The organism is Streptosporangium sp. NBC_01469 (assembly GCF_036227305.1).
Classification (GTDB): Bacteria; Actinomycetota; Actinomycetes; order Streptosporangiales; family Streptosporangiaceae; genus Streptosporangium.
Genome location: NZ_CP109465.1, coordinates 915,410 through 932,907, shown reverse-complemented (window position 1 = coordinate 932,907; position 17,498 = coordinate 915,410). Strand labels below are relative to the sequence as shown.

The window sequence follows — 17,498 nt, the reverse complement described above, 5'->3', positions numbered from 1 at the left end:
TACGGCGTATAGTTGTCAAGCGTGATGGGAAAACTGACCCGCGAGGCGGTCGTCGAGCAGGCGCTGGAGATCGGCGACGCCGAGGGGCTGCAGGCGGTGACCATCCGGCGGCTCGCCCAGGAGCTGGGTGTCACCCCGATGGCGCTCTACTGGCACTTCAAGAACAAGGAGCAGCTGACCGGCGGCATGGCCGGCCACCTGATCGAGGGCTTCGTGGTCGAGGGGGGTTACACGGGCCCGTGGCAGGAGGGGCTCCGCGAGCTCGTCGCGGGCCTGGTCAGGGTGCTCAGGCGCCACCCGTGCGCGGCCGACGTGCTGGACGAGGTGGACCACATGGAGGTGCCCGCCTTCCTGCGGGTGTGGGACACGGCCCTCGGTCTCGCCAAGCGCGGCGGGTTCGCCCCGGAGGAGAGCTGCATGATCTCCCAGTACCTGCTGCAGGGCGCGATCGCGCTGGCGGGGGGGCCGACGAGGCACCGCGCCCCCGGGCTCTCCGAGCGGGACGCGGCCGAGCGGAGGCGTCTCAAGCGGGTCAGGCTCCAGTCGATGCCGCCGGACGTCTACCCGCACATCGTGGAGATGGCCGTCCCCCTCTCCGAGGACAGCGCCCCCGATCTCTACGACACCTTCGGCGTCGACCTCCTCATCGCCGGCATCGAGGCGCTGTCCGCCCGCTCAGGGGGTCGCTGACCCCGCTGCGGGGTCGCGGGCCGGGCGGGCGAGAGCGGCCGTCAGGGCGCCCGTGAGCGCGACGGCGAACAGGACGGCGTAGGTCCTCTGGAAGCCGGTCATCAGGTGCTCGACGGCGACGGGGGAGACGCGCGACAGCGTGCCCGCGTACACCTGCCCGCGCAGCTCGGCGCTGACCGAGCCGGTCAGGACGCTGAGCGTGAGGGCGACGCTCAGCACGATCCCGACGTTCATGATCATGAGCCGGAAGCCGTTCACCACGCCCAGGCTCCCGGGCGGCAGGGCGGACATGACCTGGGTCGTGTTGCCGGTCAGGAAGGTGCCGCTGCCGCAGCCGCACAGGAACAGGCCCACCCCGAGGATCCAGTACGGCGTGGCGGGGTCGGTGTTCAGGAGCAGGACGCCCAGCCCGGTCGCGCTCATCAGGGCGCCGCCCACCGACAGCGCGTACGGCCTGATGCGGCGGCCGAGGGCGCCGGTGATCGGGGAGGCGAGGGCCATGCCGATCGGGACGGGGAACACGCCCAGGGCCGCGGTGACGGCGTCGACGCCCCTGGCGGCCTGGAAGTAGAGGGCGACCAGCAGGATCAGCGCGGAGCGCGCCAGCGCGTTGCAGAAGGAGGCGAGGTTGGCGAAGGCCAGCGTGCGCTCGCCGAACAGCCGCACGTCGAGCACCGGGTGCGACGCCCGGCGCTCCACCACGACCAGTACCGGCACCAGCGCCGCCGCGACCGCCGCGCCGACGATCACCACGGGGCTCGACAGGCCGCGCGATCCCGCCTCGGACAGCGCGATCAGGGCCGCGGACAGGGCGGCGAACACGATCAGGTTGCCGAGCGCGTCCACCGGCCGGCGCGCCCCCCGCGAGACGCGGCGCAGCGTGAACGCCCCCCAGGCGAGGGCGACCATTCCCGCGGGCACGTTCATCCAGAAGATCCACTGCCAGCCGGCGGTCTCGGCGATGAGGCCGCCCAAGGTGGGACCGGCGAGCTGGGCGACCGAGAGGGTGCCGATGTAGACGCCCATGCCCTGGCTGAGCCGGTCGGGAGGGAAGGCGTCGGTGATGATCACGGTTCCGTTGGCGAGGATCATCGCGGCACCGACCGCCTGCACCGCGCGCATCGCGATCAGGAACCAGATGCCCGGCGAGAGCCCGGCCAGCAGCGATCCCGCGGTGAACAGGACGAACCCCGCCAGGTAGATCTCCCGGCGTCCGAGCAGGTCGGCCACCCGGCCGAAGAACACCAGCGTCGCGGTGTTGACGAGCAGGAAGGCGAGCAGGACCCAGCCCGCGGAGAAGGCGTCGGCGTGGAAGTGCCTGACCACGGTGGGAAGCGCCACGTTCAGGGTGCTGCCGGATATGCCGATCAGGATCAGGCCGAGGCTGGTGACCGAGCAGACCCGCCACGCGTAGCGGAGTTTGGATAGGTATTCGGGGGATCCAGGCAGGTCTTGGGGGATTGCGACCATGACTCCCAGTCTGACGTGCGTTGTACGTCGACCGTGATCCAACTTCACCCGAAACGCGCCGCGTCCGCTTCCGTATCCCGCGTCCGTGTTCACCCGCGCGTGCCGCGTCCGCGTCCATCACCGCGTCCGCCCGTGTGTCCCGCGCCCGCCCGGCATCCGGTATCCGTGTCCCGCGTTCGCCCCCCGCGTGCCGAGGGCGCGCCTTCCCTTTCGTGAGTAGGCGCACCCCTCCGCCGGTCGTGCGGCGTGCCCTCAGCGGGCCCGTTTGCGCAGGCCCTCCATGTCGTGGACGATCACGCGGCGCCGGCCCGTCTCGATCAGCCCGCGATCGCGCAGGGAGCGCAGCGCCTTGCTGACCGCCTCGCGGGAGGCCCCGGTCCAGCCCGCCAGCTCGTCCTGGGAGAGGGGCAGCGCCACCCGTACCCCGCCGTTGTCCGGTTCGCCGTACCGCTCGGCCAGCTCGACCAGCCGGGTGGCCACGCGGCCGGTGGTGTCGAACGCGCCGTACTCGATGCGCTTGCGGTCGGAGTCGCGCATCTTGCCGGTCACCATCTGCATCAGCAGTACGGCGACTCTCCCATGAGCCTGCAGGTACGAGGAGAAGTCGCGGACCGTGATCCCTTCCACCGGTTCGAGGGCGGTGACCGTGGCGGACCTGGGCAGCCCGTCGATCGCCGCGAACTCGCCGAGCAGCGCCCCGGGTCCCCGTACCGCGAGGACCACCTCACTGCCGACCGCGGTGTGCGAGGACACCTTGACGCGGCCGGAGGTCAGGATGAGCACCCAGTCGCTCACGTCGCCTTCGGTGAACATCGTGGCGCCCCTGTCCCAGCGCCGGGGTCGCCCGACGGCGTACAGGGCCTTTACCTCGTCATTTGTGAGCAATGTGATGAATTCGCCCGGTTCGGGGGAAGAAGTCATAACCACCTCCTGGCGATCTCGATTGTGTTCGTTCGGTCCTCGCGGCGAAAGGTACTTTTACGAGAGTCCAGACAGCACGTAGGCATGGACGGGTTGTTCCCTCCCCTTGAGGTTGAGCGGGCCCAGGGGCCGGGTCTTGGCCTGGGGGCCGATCAGGTCGAGGGTGCTCTGGCCGATCACGACGCTGCCGGGCTCGGCGATCCCCTCAAGCCGGGCGGCCACGTTGACGCAGTCGCCCATCGCGTTGAACCCGCGCAACTCGGGGCTGCCGATGTTCCCGACAAGCGCCTCACCGGTGTTGACGCCGATTCTGAAGCGAGGATATCCGGGCGTTCCCGCCGCGATCTCCTCGGCGGCCTCCTGCATCGCCAGGGCCGCCCGCACCGCGGCCAGGGCGTGGTCCTCCTGCCGGGCGGGGGCGTTGAACAGCGCGAGCAGCGCGTCACCCACGAACTGCACGATCGTGCCGCCGTTGCCGAGCACGATGGGCACGGCCGCGGTGTGGTAGCGGTTCAGCATCTCGACGATCTCGCCGGGCGCCACCCGCTCGGAGAAGCTCGTGAAGCCCTTCAGGTCGGCGAAGAGCGCGGTCAGCTCCACCAACTCGCCGCCGAGCGCCGCGGTCTGCGGGTCGGCGAGCAGCGACTGGGCCACGTCCGGCGACATGTACTGCCGGAAGAGGGTCTCCAGCTCGCTGTAGAGCCGGGCGTTCTCCAGGGAGATGGACATCTGGCCGGCCAGAGTGGCGGCGAGCGCCTCGTCCTGCGGTGTCCTGCCGATCGGCACCTCCAGCGCCCCGGCGAGCCTGCCCTTCACCGTCAGAGGGTGGAGGACCTTCCCCTCCAGCCGGATCGGCCGGTCCTCGGGGAAGTCCCGCTGGCCGTACTCCTTGGAGTTCACGGTGACCCGGCCGTTGTCGACCAGCTTGATCCGGACGTCCCCGTACGCCTGCCGCACGCGGTCGAGGCCCTGGGCCAGCATCTCCTTCTCCGGCAGGCCCACGCGGGCCTGCCTGCCGATGTCGGCCAGCGCCGCGAGCCGGTCGCTCAGCTCCCGCTCGTTGGCCAGTGCCTCGCCCGCCCGGTCGAGCACCGCCACCTGCGACTCGGTGAGCCCGAACTTGCCCGCCAGCCTGTCCGCGATCGGGACCTTGCTCTCCTCCCTGCGCCGCAGGTGGCCGACGAGCTCCTCCAGGGCGGCCTCGTAGTCGGCCCTGATCCTGCGGACCGTCGCCGACAGCGCCACCGAGTCGAACAGCCCCGCGCTCGTGCCCTCCCGCCGGAACTGCATGTAGGCGCTGTAGGCGACGAAGACGAACGCCGTGGTCAGCAGCACGTGCCACAGCCACCACGACAGGTGCCAGTTGCGGTGGGACAACCCCGCGACCAGCGCCTCGGCAAGCAGCGCGTACGCGGTGACCAGGCTGATCAGCACGACCGCCGGGCGCCTGCGGTGCAGTTGGAACATCATCGCCGACGCCGCAGTGAACAGGGCCACCCCGATCCACTCCAGGCCGCCCAGGCCCGTCCCCTCGGGGGGCGAGCCGCTGAGCGGGGTCAGGCCCGGCACCAGGCAGGCCACCCCCCACAGGGTGATCAGGGCCGCGAGACCGCCGCGCAGCCACATCTGGTTCCTCAACACGGCCTCGGCTGCCCGCTCACCCAGGGGCAGAGCCGATGTGAACGCGAACACCGAGGCCACGAGAAGACCGACGGGGTGGGAGAGGTCGAAGCCGTAACTCGGCTGGTCGCCCAGGATGATCCCCGGCGTGGTCAGCCCGTGCACCAGGAACGATCCCGCCCCGCTCAGGAAGACCAGCGAGACCAGCAGCAGCCGGGCGTCCGCCCGCCGGGCCGAGGCCTCGCCGACCATGAGGCCCAGGACCAGGTTGATCCCGGCCACGGTGATGATCAGCCAGAAATGGCTGGGATTGTCATGTAAGACGATGTTCAGATCGGGTTCGGCCAGCAGCAGCCATAGCCCAAGCATCGGCAGCGCCAGATGCAACGCCCACACCACGGTGCGGATCGGCTGGGTCGCCGGTGGCAGGTACGGTTCCCGTCGGGCACGGTCTTCCGCGACCGCGTCTGTCGGGTTGATGGTCGGCACGGTGGCCTCCGCGTCTGGAGAACCCTGTTGGTTCCCTGTCTTGTTCGTCCACGCCCAACGGGCGGGTTCCCCCGAACGGTCTGATTATCCCGTACGCGACCGGTGTCGGCAGGCGAGATGAACGCCGGGTTCCGACGCCGAAGCGTGATGTTTCAGGTGCCAACCGCTGGAACGTTTGAAACGTGTACTACGTGTATCCCTCCCATCACACCAGACTCTGGTGTCGCAGAAAGGAAGCCCAGTGGCTATCAAGTTGCCGGGCGGACGCACGCTCGCCGCCGTGACCGTTGGCGTGCTTGTCGGAACGTTGTTCACCGCGAGCGGCAGCGCCGTCGCCTCGTCGGCGGCCGCGGAGATCCACGCGTGCGTCCACAAGCAGACGCGCTACACCCGGATCGTCAACGCGACGGCCAGGTGCAGGCCGACCGAGGTCCGGATCAAGTGGGGCCAGACGACCCAGGGGCAGCAGGGGATCGCCAGCGCCGGTCCGCAGGGCCCGCGAGGCCCGCAGGGCCTCAAGGGCGATGCCGGCCCGCAGGGTCCGCAGGGGCCGCAGGGCCTGCGCGGTCTCAGGGGCGCCACCGGTCCGCAGGGGGTCAAGGGCGACGTCGGCCCGCAGGGGCCCAAGGGTGCCGATGGGGAGAAGGGCAACACCGGCCCGCAGGGACCGAAGGGCGACGACGGCGCGCAGGGTCCGAAGGGTGCCGATGGGGAGAAGGGCGCCATCGGCCCGCAGGGTCTCAAGGGCGCCGACGGCAAGCCGGGTGCCGACGGTCTCAAGGGTGCGGACGGCAGGCCCGGCAAGAACGGCGATGACGGCCGGAACGGCAGGGACGGCGACGACGGCCGGAACGGCAGGGACGGCGATGACGGCGACGACGGTAAGAGCGCCTACGAGGTCTGGCTCGAACTGCCGGGTAACCGGGGCAAGTCCAAGACGGAGTTCATCGCGTCGTTGAAGGGCCCCAAGGGCGACCCCGGCACGCCGGGCTCGGGCGGCGGCTCCGGGGTCCCCACCGTCACCACCGTGACCGGGTCGTTCAATTTCGGCGGCCAGGGCGGAAGCCAGAGCGTGAGCTGCGGTTCGGGCAAGGTCGTCACGGGCGGCGGCTTCAGCGGCAGCGGCGGCAGCGGTTCCGCTCAGATCTACACGAGCGCGCCCACCGGCTCCGGCTGGACCGTGAGCGGAAAGAACACCAGCGGCACCGTCTACGCGCTCTGCATGGGCGCCTCCTGATCTCCGGCTGAGCGCGACAGGACGTGAGAGGCCCCGGACGGCTGTTGGGGCCCCTCTATGCCGTGGAACACGAACGGCCGTGCGGTCCACCTTGTGACGGCACCGGCGACGGTCACGGGAGAGGAATCCACGTGATTCGTCCGGTCGTCCGGTCATTCGACCCGTTCGCGGGAACGCGACGGGCGGGCGGCGCGGTGAGGACCCTCGTCCTCACCGCGTCGTCCTCCCGGCGTCGACCGCGTGATCCATATAGATCGGTCAGGCCCCGCACCGTCACGTGACGGTGCGGGGCCTGACCCATGAGTGCCTCGTACGGAAGACGATCAGCCGAAGATGCCCGGCAGGGTGGCCGTGTGGGTCTCCCGCAGCTCGGTGATCGGGATGTCCAGGACGCCCGCCACCTTCAGGGAGTCGCCGCCGGTGGTGCCCAGGCCGTAACAGGGCACCTCGCGGGCCGCGCACAGCTCCGCGAAGGCGTCGAACGACTCCGGCCCGACGGTCACCAGCGCGCGGGCCGACGACTCGCTGAACAGGTCGACGAACGCGTCGTCACCCGTCAGGGAGACCTCGCAGCCGACGTCCTGGGCCATGCAGGCCTCGGCGAGGGCGATGGCCAGCCCGCCGTCCGACAGGTCGTGGGAACCGGTCAGCAGCCCCCGCGAGGCCGCCTCGGCCAGGACGAGGGCCAGGTCGCGCTCCGACTCCAGCCGTGCCACGGGCGGCAGGCCGCCGAGGTGGCCGTGGGCCACGTGCGCCCACTCCGAGCCGCCGAACTCCTCCTCGGTGTCGCCGAGCAGGACGATCCTGTCGCCGTCGCCGGTGAAGCCGGTCCGCACGCGGGTGGCCACGTCGTCGATGACGCCCAGCACGCCGACGACCGGCGTCGGGTGGATCGGGACGGATCCCGTCTGGTTGTAGAACGAGACGTTGCCGCCGGTCACCGGGACACCGAGGGTCTTGCAGGCGTCGGCGAGGCCGCGCACGGCCTCGGCGAACTGCCACATGACCTCGGGGTCCTCGGGGGAGCCGAAGTTGAGGCAGTTGGTCACCGCCAGCGGCGTCGCGCCGGTCACGGCCACGTTCCGGTACGCCTCGGCGAGGGCGAGCTGGGCCCCCGCGTACGGGTCGAGGCGGGCGTATCGGCCGTTGCCGTCGGTGGCCAGCGCGATGCCCCTGGTCGTCTCCTCGGCACCGGGCATCGCCTCGCTGATGCGCAGCACGCCCGCGTCGGCGGGCTGGGCCAGCACGGTGTTGCCGCGGACGTACCGGTCGTACTGGGAGGTGACCCACTCCTTGGACGCCAGGTTCGGCGAGCCGAGGAGCTCCAGCAGCGCCGCGCGCAGGTCGGCGGGGCGGTCGAGGCGGCCGGGGTCGTCGCCGTTCAGCGCGACCTGGCCGGCGGGCTCGTGGAACGGCCGCTCGTAGACCGGGCCCTCGTCGGCCGCGGTGCCCGGCGGGATGTCGACGATGGTCTCGCCGTGCCAGGTCATCACGAGGCGGCCTCCGTCGGTGACCTCGCCGATCACGGTCGCGGGGATGTCCCACTTCGCGCAGATCGCCATGAAGGCGTCGATGTCATCGGGAGTGACGACCGCCATCATGCGTTCCTGCGACTCGCTCATCAGGATCTCCTCGGGCCGCAGCGACGGATCGCGCAGCGGGACGAGGTCGAGCCTGACGTCCATGCCGCCGGTGCCCTTGGCCGCCAGCTCGGTGGTCGCGCAGGAGACGCCCGCGGCGCCGAGGTCCTGGATGCCGACGACCACGTCCGCCTGGTACAGCTCCAGGCAGCACTCGATCAGCAGCTTCTCCATGAAGGGGTCGCCGACCTGGACGCTGGGGCGCTTGGCCTGGGACTCGTCCTCGAAGGTGGCCGAGGCCAGCACGGACGCGCCGCCGATGCCGTCGGGGCCGGTGAGAGCGCCGAACAGGACGACCTTGTTGCCCGGTCCCGGAGCCACCGCGAGCTTGATCTGGTCCTTGCGCAGCAGGCCCACGCACAGGGCGTTGACCAGCGGGTTGCCGATGTAGCAGGGGTCGAAGACGACCTCGCCGCCGATGTTGGGCAGGCCCAGGCAGTTGCCGTAGTGGCTGATGCCCTCGACCACGCCGGGCAGCACCCGCCGGGTGTCGTGGGCGTCGGCCGCGCCGAAGCGGAGCGCGTCCATCACCGCGATCGGCCGGGCGCCCATCGACATGATGTCGCGGACGATGCCGCCGACGCCGGTCGCCGCGCCCTGGTGGGGCTCGACGTAGGACGGGTGGTTGTGCGACTCGATCTTGAAGGTGGCGGCCCAGCCGTCGCCGATGTCCACGACCCCGGCGTTCTCCCCCATGCCGACGAGCAACGCCGCCGACTCGGGGGCCTTGGTGCCGAACTGGCGCAGGTGCACCTTGGACGACTTGTAGGAGCAGTGCTCGCTCCACATGACGCTGTAGATGGCCAGCTCGGAGCCGGTGGGCCGGCGGCCGAGAATCTGGCGGACCCGCTCGTACTCGTCGATCTTCATGCCCAGCTCGGCGTACGGCTGACGCTCGTCCGGGGTGTCCTCGGCCCGCTTGACGGTGTCGAGACTCATGCGTTCACCAGCTTCTTCAGGATGGAGGAGAAGAAGGCGCGCCCGTCCGTGCTCGGGGCGCCGGTGAGGTCCTCGACGGCGTGCTCGGGGTGCGGCATGAGGCCGACGATGTTTCCGGCCTCGTTGCGGATGCCCGCGATGTCGTTCAGGGAGCCGTTGGGGTTGCCGCCCGTGTAGCGGAAGACGACCTGGCCGCCCGCCTCCAGCGCGTTCAGGGTCGCCTCGTCGGCGACGTAGCGGCCCTCGCCGTGCTTGATCGGCAGCACGATCTCCTGGCCCTCGGTGAAGTCGGAGGTCCAGGGGGTGGCGGTGTTCTCGACCCGGATGCCCTGGTCGCGGCAGATGTAGTGCAGCCCGGCGTTGCGCATCAGCGCCCCGGGCAGCAGGTGGGCCTCGCAGAGGATCTGGAAGCCGTTGCAGGTGCCGAGCACCGGCAGTCCGGCCCTGGCGGCGGGGATCAGCTCCTCCATCAGCGGCGCGAACCTGGAGATGGCCCCGCAGCGCAGGTAGTCTCCGTAGGAGAATCCGCCCGGCAGGAAGACCGCGTCCACCCCCTTGAGATCGGGGTCCGCGTGCCACAGCGGGACGGCTTCGCCACCCGCGTGGCGCACGGCGCGAGCCGCGTCCTGATCGTCAAGAGTCCCGGGAAAAGTGACCACGCCCACGCGGGCAGCACTCATGACAGCGTTCCCCTCCACAAACGAGCGCCGCGCCGACGTCTCACACACTCGGACGTCGGTCTGCGGCGGTGCTCCCAGGCTATCCGCTCCCGGCGAGCGGTCAGGCGCCGAGTGTCCGATCGCACAGCCCGGCGGACGACGGCCGGGTCCGCACGGCGGGGGCGAACCCCGCCGGGGCACGCGGGACGGGGCGTTCCGGACGGGGACCGGCCCGGAAGGGAAGGTACGGCGGAACGCCGTGAATGCCGGGTCTGTACGGCCCGTGTACGGCCTTGCGCGGGCGGTCCTACACGGCGGCGAGCACCCGGTCGCGGAAGCAGACGGCGTCGTCGTCCCAGTCGAGGTGCTTGCGCAGGTGCACGACGGTGCCCCGGCCGGGCGTGATGTCGAAGGAGATCTCGTCCACCACGGCCTGCATGATCAGCAGGCCCCTGCCGTTCTCGACGTCGGTCGGCGGGTAGTGCTCGGGCACCCGGACGAGGCCCTGGCCCCGGTCGATGATGCGGACGTCGCAGCGACCGTGGCCGATGGCGGTCTCGACCTCGTAGCGGTTGGCCGGACCCCCGTGCCGCACGGCGTTGGCGCACGCCTCGGTCACCGCCAGCAGGATGTCGGCGACGCAGTCCTCCGTGACGCCGAGCGAGCGCAGGGAGTCACCGAGCGCCCTGCGGACCATCGGAATGCCGACGGCCTGTCGTGGCAGAGCCAGCGAGAACTCCATGTCCACCGGTTTCCTCCCGGGGTCAGACGTCACCTCGTGAAGGCTTCCCTGCAGAATCCGGGCTAACCGCAAAATAACCGTAATGTTATTGACTGGTGGTCAAGCCGTGGGATTGCTCCGTCCTCAAAGCCGGATATAGCCGGATCTGGGCGGTTGATCTGCGTGGAGTAGCGGCCTAGGACTCGACGGTGACGGTGTAGTCCTCGATCACCGTGTTGGCGAGCAGGGTCTCGGCCATTTTTCGGACGTCCGCAAGTGCCGCCTCGTCGGCGGGCCCTTCGAGCTCCACCTCGAACCGCTTGCCCTGCCGTACCGCTGAGACACCGGAGAAGCCGAGCCGCGGCAGTGCGCGGGCGATCGCCTGCCCCTGCGCGTCGAGAATCTCGGGCTTCAGCATGACGTCGACGATGACGCGCGCCACGGTGTTCCTCCTGGTTGCGATGGGGACGGTCCGGCGCCTCAAGAGTAACGGGCTCCGGCCGCACTCCGGCGCGGGGGCCGGATCCCGATCCCCCACGCGATGGGACGGGCGCCGTACCCGTGACGGCCCCGGACCCCCACGCGCGAAGGGACGGGCGCCGTACCCGTGAGGAGTCCCGGGCCGTACGCGTGAGGAGTCCCGGGCCGGGGGAGGAGGGCGGGATCCGCGCCGTACGCGGGAAAAGGGGCCGGGGTCGGCTCCGCGCCACGCGGACGAAACAGGTGGGTGAAAGGGAACACGCGGGGAACGGGGAGCATATGGACGCCGAGGCAGGTCTTGCGCACATGTATGTGGCCTCTGCCACGATGGCCACAAGCGCGGACGAACCACCACCAGACGGGTCGAACGCGTCGCGAATCGGCCGGACGGCGGTGGAGAACCCACCCAGACGGCCCCGAGCACACAGGAGCGGCACGTGACAGCCGACGCCTCTCGTGGTGCGGAAGCACCTCCGGAGTTCGTACAACTGCTGACCCCCGAGGGAGAAAGGGTCGAGCACCCCGACTACGACATAGACCTGACGCCCGAGGAGATCCGCGGACTCTATCGGGACCTGATCATGGTCCGCCGCGTCGACCTGGAGGCCGTGGCCCTGCAACGCCAGGGCGAGCTGGGTCTCTGGGCCTCGCTGCTCGGCCAGGAGGCCGCGCAGATCGGCTCCGGCCGGGCGCTGACCGAGGCCGACATGGCGTTCCCGACCTACCGCGAGCACGGGGTGGCCTGGTGCCGGGGAGTCGACCCGGTCAACCTGCTCGGCCTGTTCCGCGGCGTCAACCACGGGGGCTGGGACCCCGCCGAGCACAACTTCCACCTCTACACCATCGTGATCGGCAGCCAGACCCTGCACGCGGTGGGCTACGCCATGGGCGTCCAGCGCGACGGCGCCGAGGCCGCCACCATCGTCTACTTCGGTGACGGCGCCACCTCCCAGGGCGACGTGAACGAGTCGTTCATCTGGGCGTCGGTGTTCAACGCGCCGGTGGTGTTCTTCTGCCAGAACAACCAGTGGGCCATCTCCGAGCCGCTGGAGAAGCAGTCGCGCATCCCCCTGTACCGCAGGGCCAGCGGGTTCGGGTTCCCCGGTGTCCGGGTCGACGGCAACGACGTCTTCGCCTGCCTCGCCGTCACCCGCAAGGCGCTGGCCGACGCCAGATCCGGGCAGGGGCCCATGCTGATCGAGGCCTTCACCTACCGGATGGGCGCCCACACCACCTCCGACGACCCGACCCGCTACCGGGTGGCCGCCGAGCTGGAGGCGTGGAAGCTCAAGGACCCGATCGAGCGGGTCAGGGCCTACATGTTCAAGAACCAGATCGCCGACCAGGAGTTCTTCGACGCGGTCGAGGCCGAGGCGGACGAGCTGGGACGGGACATCCGCAAGCGCTGCCTCGAACTGCCCGACCCCGAGCCGCTGGCCATCTTCGACAACGTCTACGCCGAGCGGCACTCCCTGATGGACGCCGAGCGTGCCGAGTTCGCCACCTACCTGGAGGGGTTCGAGGCATGACCATTCTCACGCTGGCCAAGGCGCTCAACGAGGGGATGCGCAAGGCCATGGAGGACGACCCCAAGGTCCTCGTCATGGGGGAGGACGTGGGCAAGCTCGGCGGGGTGTTCCGGGTGACGGACGGCCTGCAGAAGGACTTCGGCGAGCAGCGGGTCATCGACACCCCCCTGGCCGAGTCGGGCATCGTCGGGACGGCCATCGGCCTGGCGCTGCGCGGCTACCGCCCGGTCTGCGAGATCCAGTTCGACGGGTTCGTCTTCCCCGCGGCCGACCAGATCATCACGCAGCTCGCCAAGATGCCGCTGCGCTCGCTGGGCAAGCTGAGACTGCCGGTCGTCGTACGGATTCCGTGCGGCGGAGGCATCGGCGCGGTGGAGCACCACAGCGAGTCGCCCGAGGCCTACTTCACCCACACCGCGGGCCTGCGCGTCGTGGCCTGCTCCAACCCGGCCGACGCCTACACCATGATCCAGCAGGCGATCCGCTGCGACGACCCCGTGGTCTTCTTCGAGCCCAAGCGGCGCTACTGGGAGAAGGCCGAGGTGGACGTCGACTCCTCCGTCTGGACCCCCTTCGACGAGGCCAAGGTGGTGCGGCCGGGGACGGACGTCACCCTGCTCGCGTACGGGCCGATGGTGAAGACCTGCCTGGAGGCCGCGAAGGCGGCCGAGGAGGACGGCCGTTCCCTGGAGGTCGTGGACCTGCGCTCGCTCAACCCGCTCGACATCCAGCGGGTCGCGGAGTCGGTGCGCGGGACCGGGCGCTGCATCGTGGTGCACGAGGCGCCCGTCTTCAACGGCTTCGGCGCTGAGATCGCCGCCCGCGTCACCGAGGAGTGCTTCTACCATCTGGAGGCTCCGGTCCTGAGGGTCGGAGGACCCTCCACCCCCTACCCGCCCTCGCGGCTCGAGGACCACTACCTGCCCGACCTGGACCGGGTCCTGCACGCCGTCGACCGTGCGTTCGCGTTCTGAGGAGGGGCGGAGATGAAGGAGTTCAAACTTCCCGACGTGGGAGAGGGCCTGACCGAGGCGGAGATCGTCCGCTGGCACGTGAAGGCCGGGGACCCGGTCAAGGTCAACCAGATCATCGTGGAGATCGAGACCGCCAAGGCCGTCGTCGAGCTTCCCTGCCCGTTCGAGGGCGTGGTGGCCGCCCTGATGGCGGACGAGGGCGAGGTCGTGGACGTCGGCAGGCCGATCATCTCGGTGGACGACGGCACGGGCCCCCCTCCGGCACCCGCTCCCGCCGCGGATCGGGCCGCGGATCGGGCGGAGGCGCTCGGCGACGACATGGTGCCGACTCCGCCGGCCGAGGTCCGGCAGCCGGTGCTGGTGGGTTACGGCGTCAAACCGGGTACCGCCAAGCGTCGCCCCCGCAAACCGGTCTCCCCCGGTGGCACGCCCGGTACATCCGGTACGCCTTCCGGGGCGGCGCGGCCCGGTGAGGGAGCGCCGACCCCGCCGACCCCGCCGACCCTGCCGGCCGGGACGGAGCCGGTGACGCGGGCCCCCGAGACGGTGCCGTCCGGTGTGCACGGACCAGGTGTGCACGGGCCGGGAGTGAACGGGCCCGGTGCGGGCCCGGCCCCGTCGTCGGGGAGCGTCGCGGTCCTGGCGAAGCCCCCGGTGCGGAAGCTCGCCAGGGATCTGGGGGTCGACCTGACCTCCCTCGTGGGGACCGGCCCGCACGGCTCGATCACCAGGGACGACGTCCAGGCCGCGCTCGCCTCGGGGAACGACGTCCAGGCCGCGCCCGCCCGGTCGCAGGTATCGGCCGCGACGTGGGAGGGCGAGGACGAGGAGCGGATCCCGGTCAAGGGAGTGCGGAAGGCGACCGCGCAGGCCATGGTGGCCTCCGCGTTCACCGCGCCGCATGTGACGGAGTTCCTCCAGGTGGACGTGACGGCGACCATGGACGCGGTCCAGCGCCTACGCGGCCTGCCGGACTTCGCCGAGGTCAAGGTCTCCCCGCTGCTCATGGTCGCGAAGGCGGTGCTCGTCGCCGCCCGCCGCCACCCGATGATCAACTCTGCCTGGGACGAGGCCCGCCAGGAGATCGTGGTCAAGCACCGCGTCAACCTGGGCATCGCCGCGGCCACCCCGCGCGGCCTGCTCGTTCCTAACGTCAAGGACGCCCACCGCCTGTCGCTGCCCGATCTGGCCGGTGCCCTCGGAGCCCTCGCCGAGACCGCCAGGGCGGGTCGCACCCAGCCCGCCGACATGGCGGGGGGCACGATCACGATCACCAACGTGGGCGTCTTCGGGGTGGACGCGGGCACCCCGATCCTCAACCCGGGAGAGTCGGCGATCCTCGCCTTCGGCCAGGTCAGGGAGATGCCGTGGGTGGTGGACGGGCAGGTCGTGCCGCGCAGGGTCTGCACGCTCGCCCTCTCGTTCGACCACCGGGTGGTGGACGGGCAGCTCGGCTCGCTGTTCCTCCGCGACGTCGGCGCCATGCTTGAGGACCCTCTCCGCATGCTCGCCTGGGGCTGACCCGGCGGCACCGGCGGGCCCGCCCCCTCCTCGGAGGGGGCGGGCCCCGCGCGTTTCCCGGGAGACGCGGCCGAGAGGTTCTCCGGGAAAGAGCGTCCGTGGGCGTCCTTTCCCGTGTCCCCGAGGGTCCCCGAGGACCCTTTCCCGTGCCCGTGCGGGCGGCTTTCCCCTTCGTACCCGTCGGGAAGGTGGGCCTTCCGATATCCCTCGGAGTACGTGCCCGACATTTCCTCGCCTCGCCGGTAATTAGCGCGACGGGAAAAGAGCGAGGACTTCGAGACGCCTCGTCCGGCCGCCGGGGCGTCGCGCGGGCGGTAATGGGAAACCCCTTTTTGCCTCCTGTCGATCAAGCTTTAAGGTGCGCGTTCCTGGCCCGGACGGGGCTGCGGGGCGGCGCTTCGAAGTTGGATCAGGCTTTACCCTCGATACGTTTTATGGCTTTTATGAATGGCTTGTTAAAACATTTTTAATGCGCGCCGAATTTGGTGGTTTGTCCGGGTATGGATGCTAGTGTCGTGGTTGGTAAGCGTGACAAGCTCAGCACGAAGGGGGAAGCCATGACCTTCAAGCAGCTCTTCCCGACCGGCCGTTATCTGGACTGGGGAGGCGGCTGGGGATGCTGCCGTCGCCGTCGCCGTTGTGGATGCGGTGGAGGCGGATGGTGGTGGTAAGCCAGATCCGGTGCTAGCGGAGACAAATGAGAGCCGGCGGGTCAACCGTCGGCTCTCATTCTCAAAGTCGCTCTCGCCCTACGGCGCGAGAGCCGCCGTACGCCGTCCTCCGGTGGCGCCGACGGTCTCCATCCGCAGGACCTTCCGGGAGTTCTGGCCGTACACCCGAGGCATCCGCCATCTGCTCGTGACCGGTGGCGTGCTCGCCATCGTCGCGGCCGTCTGCGAGGTCGCCGCGATCGCCCTGTTCGGGTACATCACGGACGAGGTTCTCAGCAAGCAGAACCTGGGGGCCTTCTGGGTCCCCGCCATCGGCTGGCTGGGCCTCGCGGCCGTCGCGGGACTGGTCTCCTTCGCGGGTTCCTACCTCACCGCCCTGGGCGGTGAGCGCTTCCTGCTGCGGTTGCGCGACAGGGTGTTCGAGCACATGCAGACGCTCACGCCCGACTTCTTCGACAACCGCCGCCTGGGCGACCTGATGGCCAGGCTCACCGACGACATCGAGGCCATCGAGGAGCTCATCGGCTCCGGCCTGGTCAAACTCTTCACCACGCTCGTCAGCGTCGTCTTCTTCGCCGGTGCCGCCTTCTACATCAGGTGGGATCTGGCGCTGCTGACGTTCGTGCTCATCCCGGCCTTCCTACTGGTCTCAAAGGTCTTCGCGAGCAGGTTCAGGACCGTGTCGGCGCGCGAGCGGCTCAGCAACGGGATCATGAACAGCGTCATCGAGGAGGGTCTGTCCAACCAGTCGCTCGTCCAGTCCTACAACCGCCAGGGCGCCGAGGCCAGGCGGCTGCACGGAGAGGCAAGCACCTGGATGCGGGCCAACGTGGCGCAGGCGTGGCTCTCCTCCCTGTACGGGCCCGCCGTGCAGGTCATCGAGACCGTCTGCCTGATCACCATCCTCGGGTTCGGCGCGTGGGAGATCTCCTCGGGACGCCTCACCATCGGCGGCCTCCTCGCGTTCGCCGCCTATCTCGCCTACCTCTACCCGGCGGTGCAGAGCCTGGGCGAGATCGCCCTCACCGTCTCCGAGGCGGCGGCGGGCTCCGACCGCATCATCGAGATCCTGACGACCCGGCCGACCGTCACCGATCGCGACGACGCCGTCCACCTGGGACGAGGGCGGGGCCACATCGAGTTCCAGGGGGTCGGCTTCACCTATCCGAACAGGAGGAGGCCCACGCTGAAGGACCTGTCCTTCGCCGTCGAGCCGGGGGAGCTGGTCGTGTGCACCGGACCCAGCGGCGTGGGCAAGTCCACGCTCGCGAAACTCCTGCCGCGCTTCTACGACCCCACCGCCGGACGCGTCCTCTTCGACGGGATGGACCTCCGGGACCTGTCGCGCGAGTCGCTGCGTGACAACATCACCATCCTGCAGCAGGAGAACCTGCTCTTCTCCGGGACCGTCCGCGAGAACATCGCCTACGGAAGTCCCGACGCGGACCCGGACGCCGTCGTCAGGGCCGCCGTGATGGCCGACGTCCACGACTTCGTCACCACGCTTCCCCTCGGGTACGACACGCCGATCGGGCAGCGCGGCCGGTTGATGTCGGGCGGGCAGCGCCAGCGGATCGCCATCGCCAGGGCCATCCTGCGGGACGCGCCCGTGCTCGTCCTCGACGAGCCGATGACGGGCCTCGACGCGCCCACCGCGGCGCGGATCATGGAACCGCTCAAGAGGCTCATGGCCGGGCGCACGACCATCCTGATCACCCACGACCTCCGGTTCATCCCCGAGGCGGCCCACAAGATCGTGCTCGAAGCCGTGCCGAGACGCTCCAGCCAGATAAGGATCAAGTCCGCCAGGCGCCGCGGATCCGCACCGCGCCCGGCGTGAGAACGGGCTCCCATACGGGATCGGCACCCTCCCGTGTCGCCGGGGCGCCGCCGGGTCCCGGCGCGCCTGGCCGTACGCTGGCCGGGCAACTCAGGGC

13 protein-coding genes are annotated in these 17,498 nt (G+C 70.3%); 6 read left to right on the top strand and 7 right to left on the bottom strand.

The features are described 5' to 3' along the window. The first annotated feature begins 24 nt into the window (after positions 1-24). Complete coding sequence (locus OG587_RS04210; protein ID WP_329093723.1) at positions 25-690, top strand: TetR/AcrR family transcriptional regulator; 666 nt, start codon at positions 25-27, stop codon at positions 688-690. Here the strand turns inward: OG587_RS04210 and OG587_RS04205 are convergent. From OG587_RS04205 to OG587_RS04195, 3 genes are all read right to left on the bottom strand, one after another. Beyond that, positions 676-2,160 carry an MFS transporter gene (locus tag OG587_RS04205; RefSeq protein WP_329087042.1) on the bottom strand — a complete coding sequence of 495 codons (1,485 nt, stop codon included), beginning with the start codon at positions 2,158-2,160 and terminating at the stop codon, positions 676-678. The two genes, OG587_RS04210 and OG587_RS04205, sit on opposite strands and share 15 nt — an antisense overlap. Positions 2,161-2,412: 252 nt before the next feature. Continuing rightward, positions 2,413-3,081, bottom strand: a complete 669-nt coding sequence (locus OG587_RS04200; protein WP_329087041.1) for a Crp/Fnr family transcriptional regulator — start codon at positions 3,079-3,081, stop codon at positions 2,413-2,415. 57 nt (positions 3,082-3,138) lie between these two features. Continuing rightward, positions 3,139-5,190, bottom strand: coding sequence for an adenylate/guanylate cyclase domain-containing protein (locus OG587_RS04195; protein WP_329087039.1), 2,052 nt, complete (start codon positions 5,188-5,190; stop codon positions 3,139-3,141). 241 nt (positions 5,191-5,431) lie between these two features. Here OG587_RS04195 and OG587_RS04190 point away from each other — a divergent pair, with 241 nt between their 5' ends. Continuing rightward, complete coding sequence (locus OG587_RS04190; RefSeq protein ID WP_329087033.1) at positions 5,432-6,427, top strand: hypothetical protein; 996 nt, start codon at positions 5,432-5,434, stop codon at positions 6,425-6,427. 323 nt (positions 6,428-6,750) lie between these two features. On the opposite strand, the gene purL is transcribed toward OG587_RS04190, so the two are convergent. The 4 genes from purL to purS all read right to left on the bottom strand — a co-directional run bounded on the left by purL (position 6,751) and on the right by purS (position 10,828). Beyond that, positions 6,751-9,006 carry a phosphoribosylformylglycinamidine synthase subunit PurL gene (gene purL / locus OG587_RS04185; RefSeq protein ID WP_329087031.1) on the bottom strand — a complete coding sequence of 752 codons (2,256 nt, stop codon included), beginning with the start codon at positions 9,004-9,006 and terminating at the stop codon, positions 6,751-6,753. Next, on the bottom strand, positions 9,003-9,686 hold the full coding sequence (gene purQ / locus OG587_RS04180; RefSeq protein ID WP_329087030.1) for a phosphoribosylformylglycinamidine synthase subunit PurQ: 684 nt from the start codon (positions 9,684-9,686) through the stop codon (positions 9,003-9,005). The genes purL and purQ overlap by 4 nt, the downstream gene beginning before the upstream one ends. A gap of 286 nt (positions 9,687-9,972) precedes the next feature. Further along, positions 9,973-10,407 (bottom strand): ATP-binding protein, encoded by a 435-nt coding sequence (locus tag OG587_RS04175; protein WP_329087027.1) that lies wholly within the window; start codon positions 10,405-10,407, stop codon positions 9,973-9,975. Between the two features lie 175 nt (positions 10,408-10,582). Further along, the gene (purS, locus tag OG587_RS04170; protein ID WP_329087025.1) at positions 10,583-10,828 is read right to left on the bottom strand and encodes a phosphoribosylformylglycinamidine synthase subunit PurS; all 246 of its coding nucleotides are present in this window, start codon (positions 10,826-10,828) and stop codon (positions 10,583-10,585) included. 475 nt (positions 10,829-11,303) lie between these two features. Between purS and pdhA the strand changes: the two genes are divergently transcribed. The 4 genes from pdhA to OG587_RS04150 all read left to right on the top strand — a co-directional run bounded on the left by pdhA (position 11,304) and on the right by OG587_RS04150 (position 17,401). Further along, positions 11,304-12,395 carry a pyruvate dehydrogenase (acetyl-transferring) E1 component subunit alpha gene (gene pdhA / locus OG587_RS04165; protein ID WP_329087023.1) on the top strand — a complete coding sequence of 364 codons (1,092 nt, stop codon included), beginning with the start codon at positions 11,304-11,306 and terminating at the stop codon, positions 12,393-12,395. Further along, positions 12,392-13,369, top strand: coding sequence for an alpha-ketoacid dehydrogenase subunit beta (locus OG587_RS04160; protein ID WP_329087021.1), 978 nt, complete (start codon positions 12,392-12,394; stop codon positions 13,367-13,369). The genes pdhA and OG587_RS04160 overlap by 4 nt, the downstream gene beginning before the upstream one ends. A gap of 12 nt (positions 13,370-13,381) precedes the next feature. After that, a complete protein-coding gene (locus tag OG587_RS04155; protein ID WP_329087020.1) occupies positions 13,382-14,890 on the top strand; it encodes a dihydrolipoamide acetyltransferase family protein in 1,509 nt (502 codons plus the stop codon). Between the two features lie 783 nt (positions 14,891-15,673). Further along, the gene (locus OG587_RS04150) at positions 15,674-17,401 is read left to right on the top strand and encodes an ABC transporter ATP-binding protein (protein ID WP_329087018.1); all 1,728 of its coding nucleotides are present in this window, start codon (positions 15,674-15,676) and stop codon (positions 17,399-17,401) included. Positions 17,402-17,498 lie beyond the last annotated feature (97 nt).

Bases quoted from the DNA above. Each gene is read 5' to 3' on its own strand.
- OG587_RS04200 (WP_329087041.1), bottom strand. From the start codon at position 3,081: ATGACTTCTTCCCCCGAACCGGGCGAATTCATCACATTGCTCACAAAT.
- purL (WP_329087031.1), bottom strand. From the start codon at position 9,006: ATGAGTCTCGACACCGTCAAGCGGGCCGAGGACACCCCGGACGAGCGT.
- OG587_RS04160 (WP_329087021.1), top strand. From the start codon at position 12,392: ATGACCATTCTCACGCTGGCCAAGGCGCTCAACGAGGGGATGCGCAAG.
- OG587_RS04210 (WP_329093723.1), top strand. From the start codon at position 25: ATGGGAAAACTGACCCGCGAGGCGGTCGTCGAGCAGGCGCTGGAGATC.
- OG587_RS04175 (WP_329087027.1), bottom strand. From the start codon at position 10,407: ATGGAGTTCTCGCTGGCTCTGCCACGACAGGCCGTCGGCATTCCGATG.
- OG587_RS04155 (WP_329087020.1), top strand. From the start codon at position 13,382: ATGAAGGAGTTCAAACTTCCCGACGTGGGAGAGGGCCTGACCGAGGCG.
- purQ (WP_329087030.1), bottom strand. From the start codon at position 9,686: ATGAGTGCTGCCCGCGTGGGCGTGGTCACTTTTCCCGGGACTCTTGAC.
- OG587_RS04205 (WP_329087042.1), bottom strand. From the start codon at position 2,160: ATGGTCGCAATCCCCCAAGACCTGCCTGGATCCCCCGAATACCTATCC.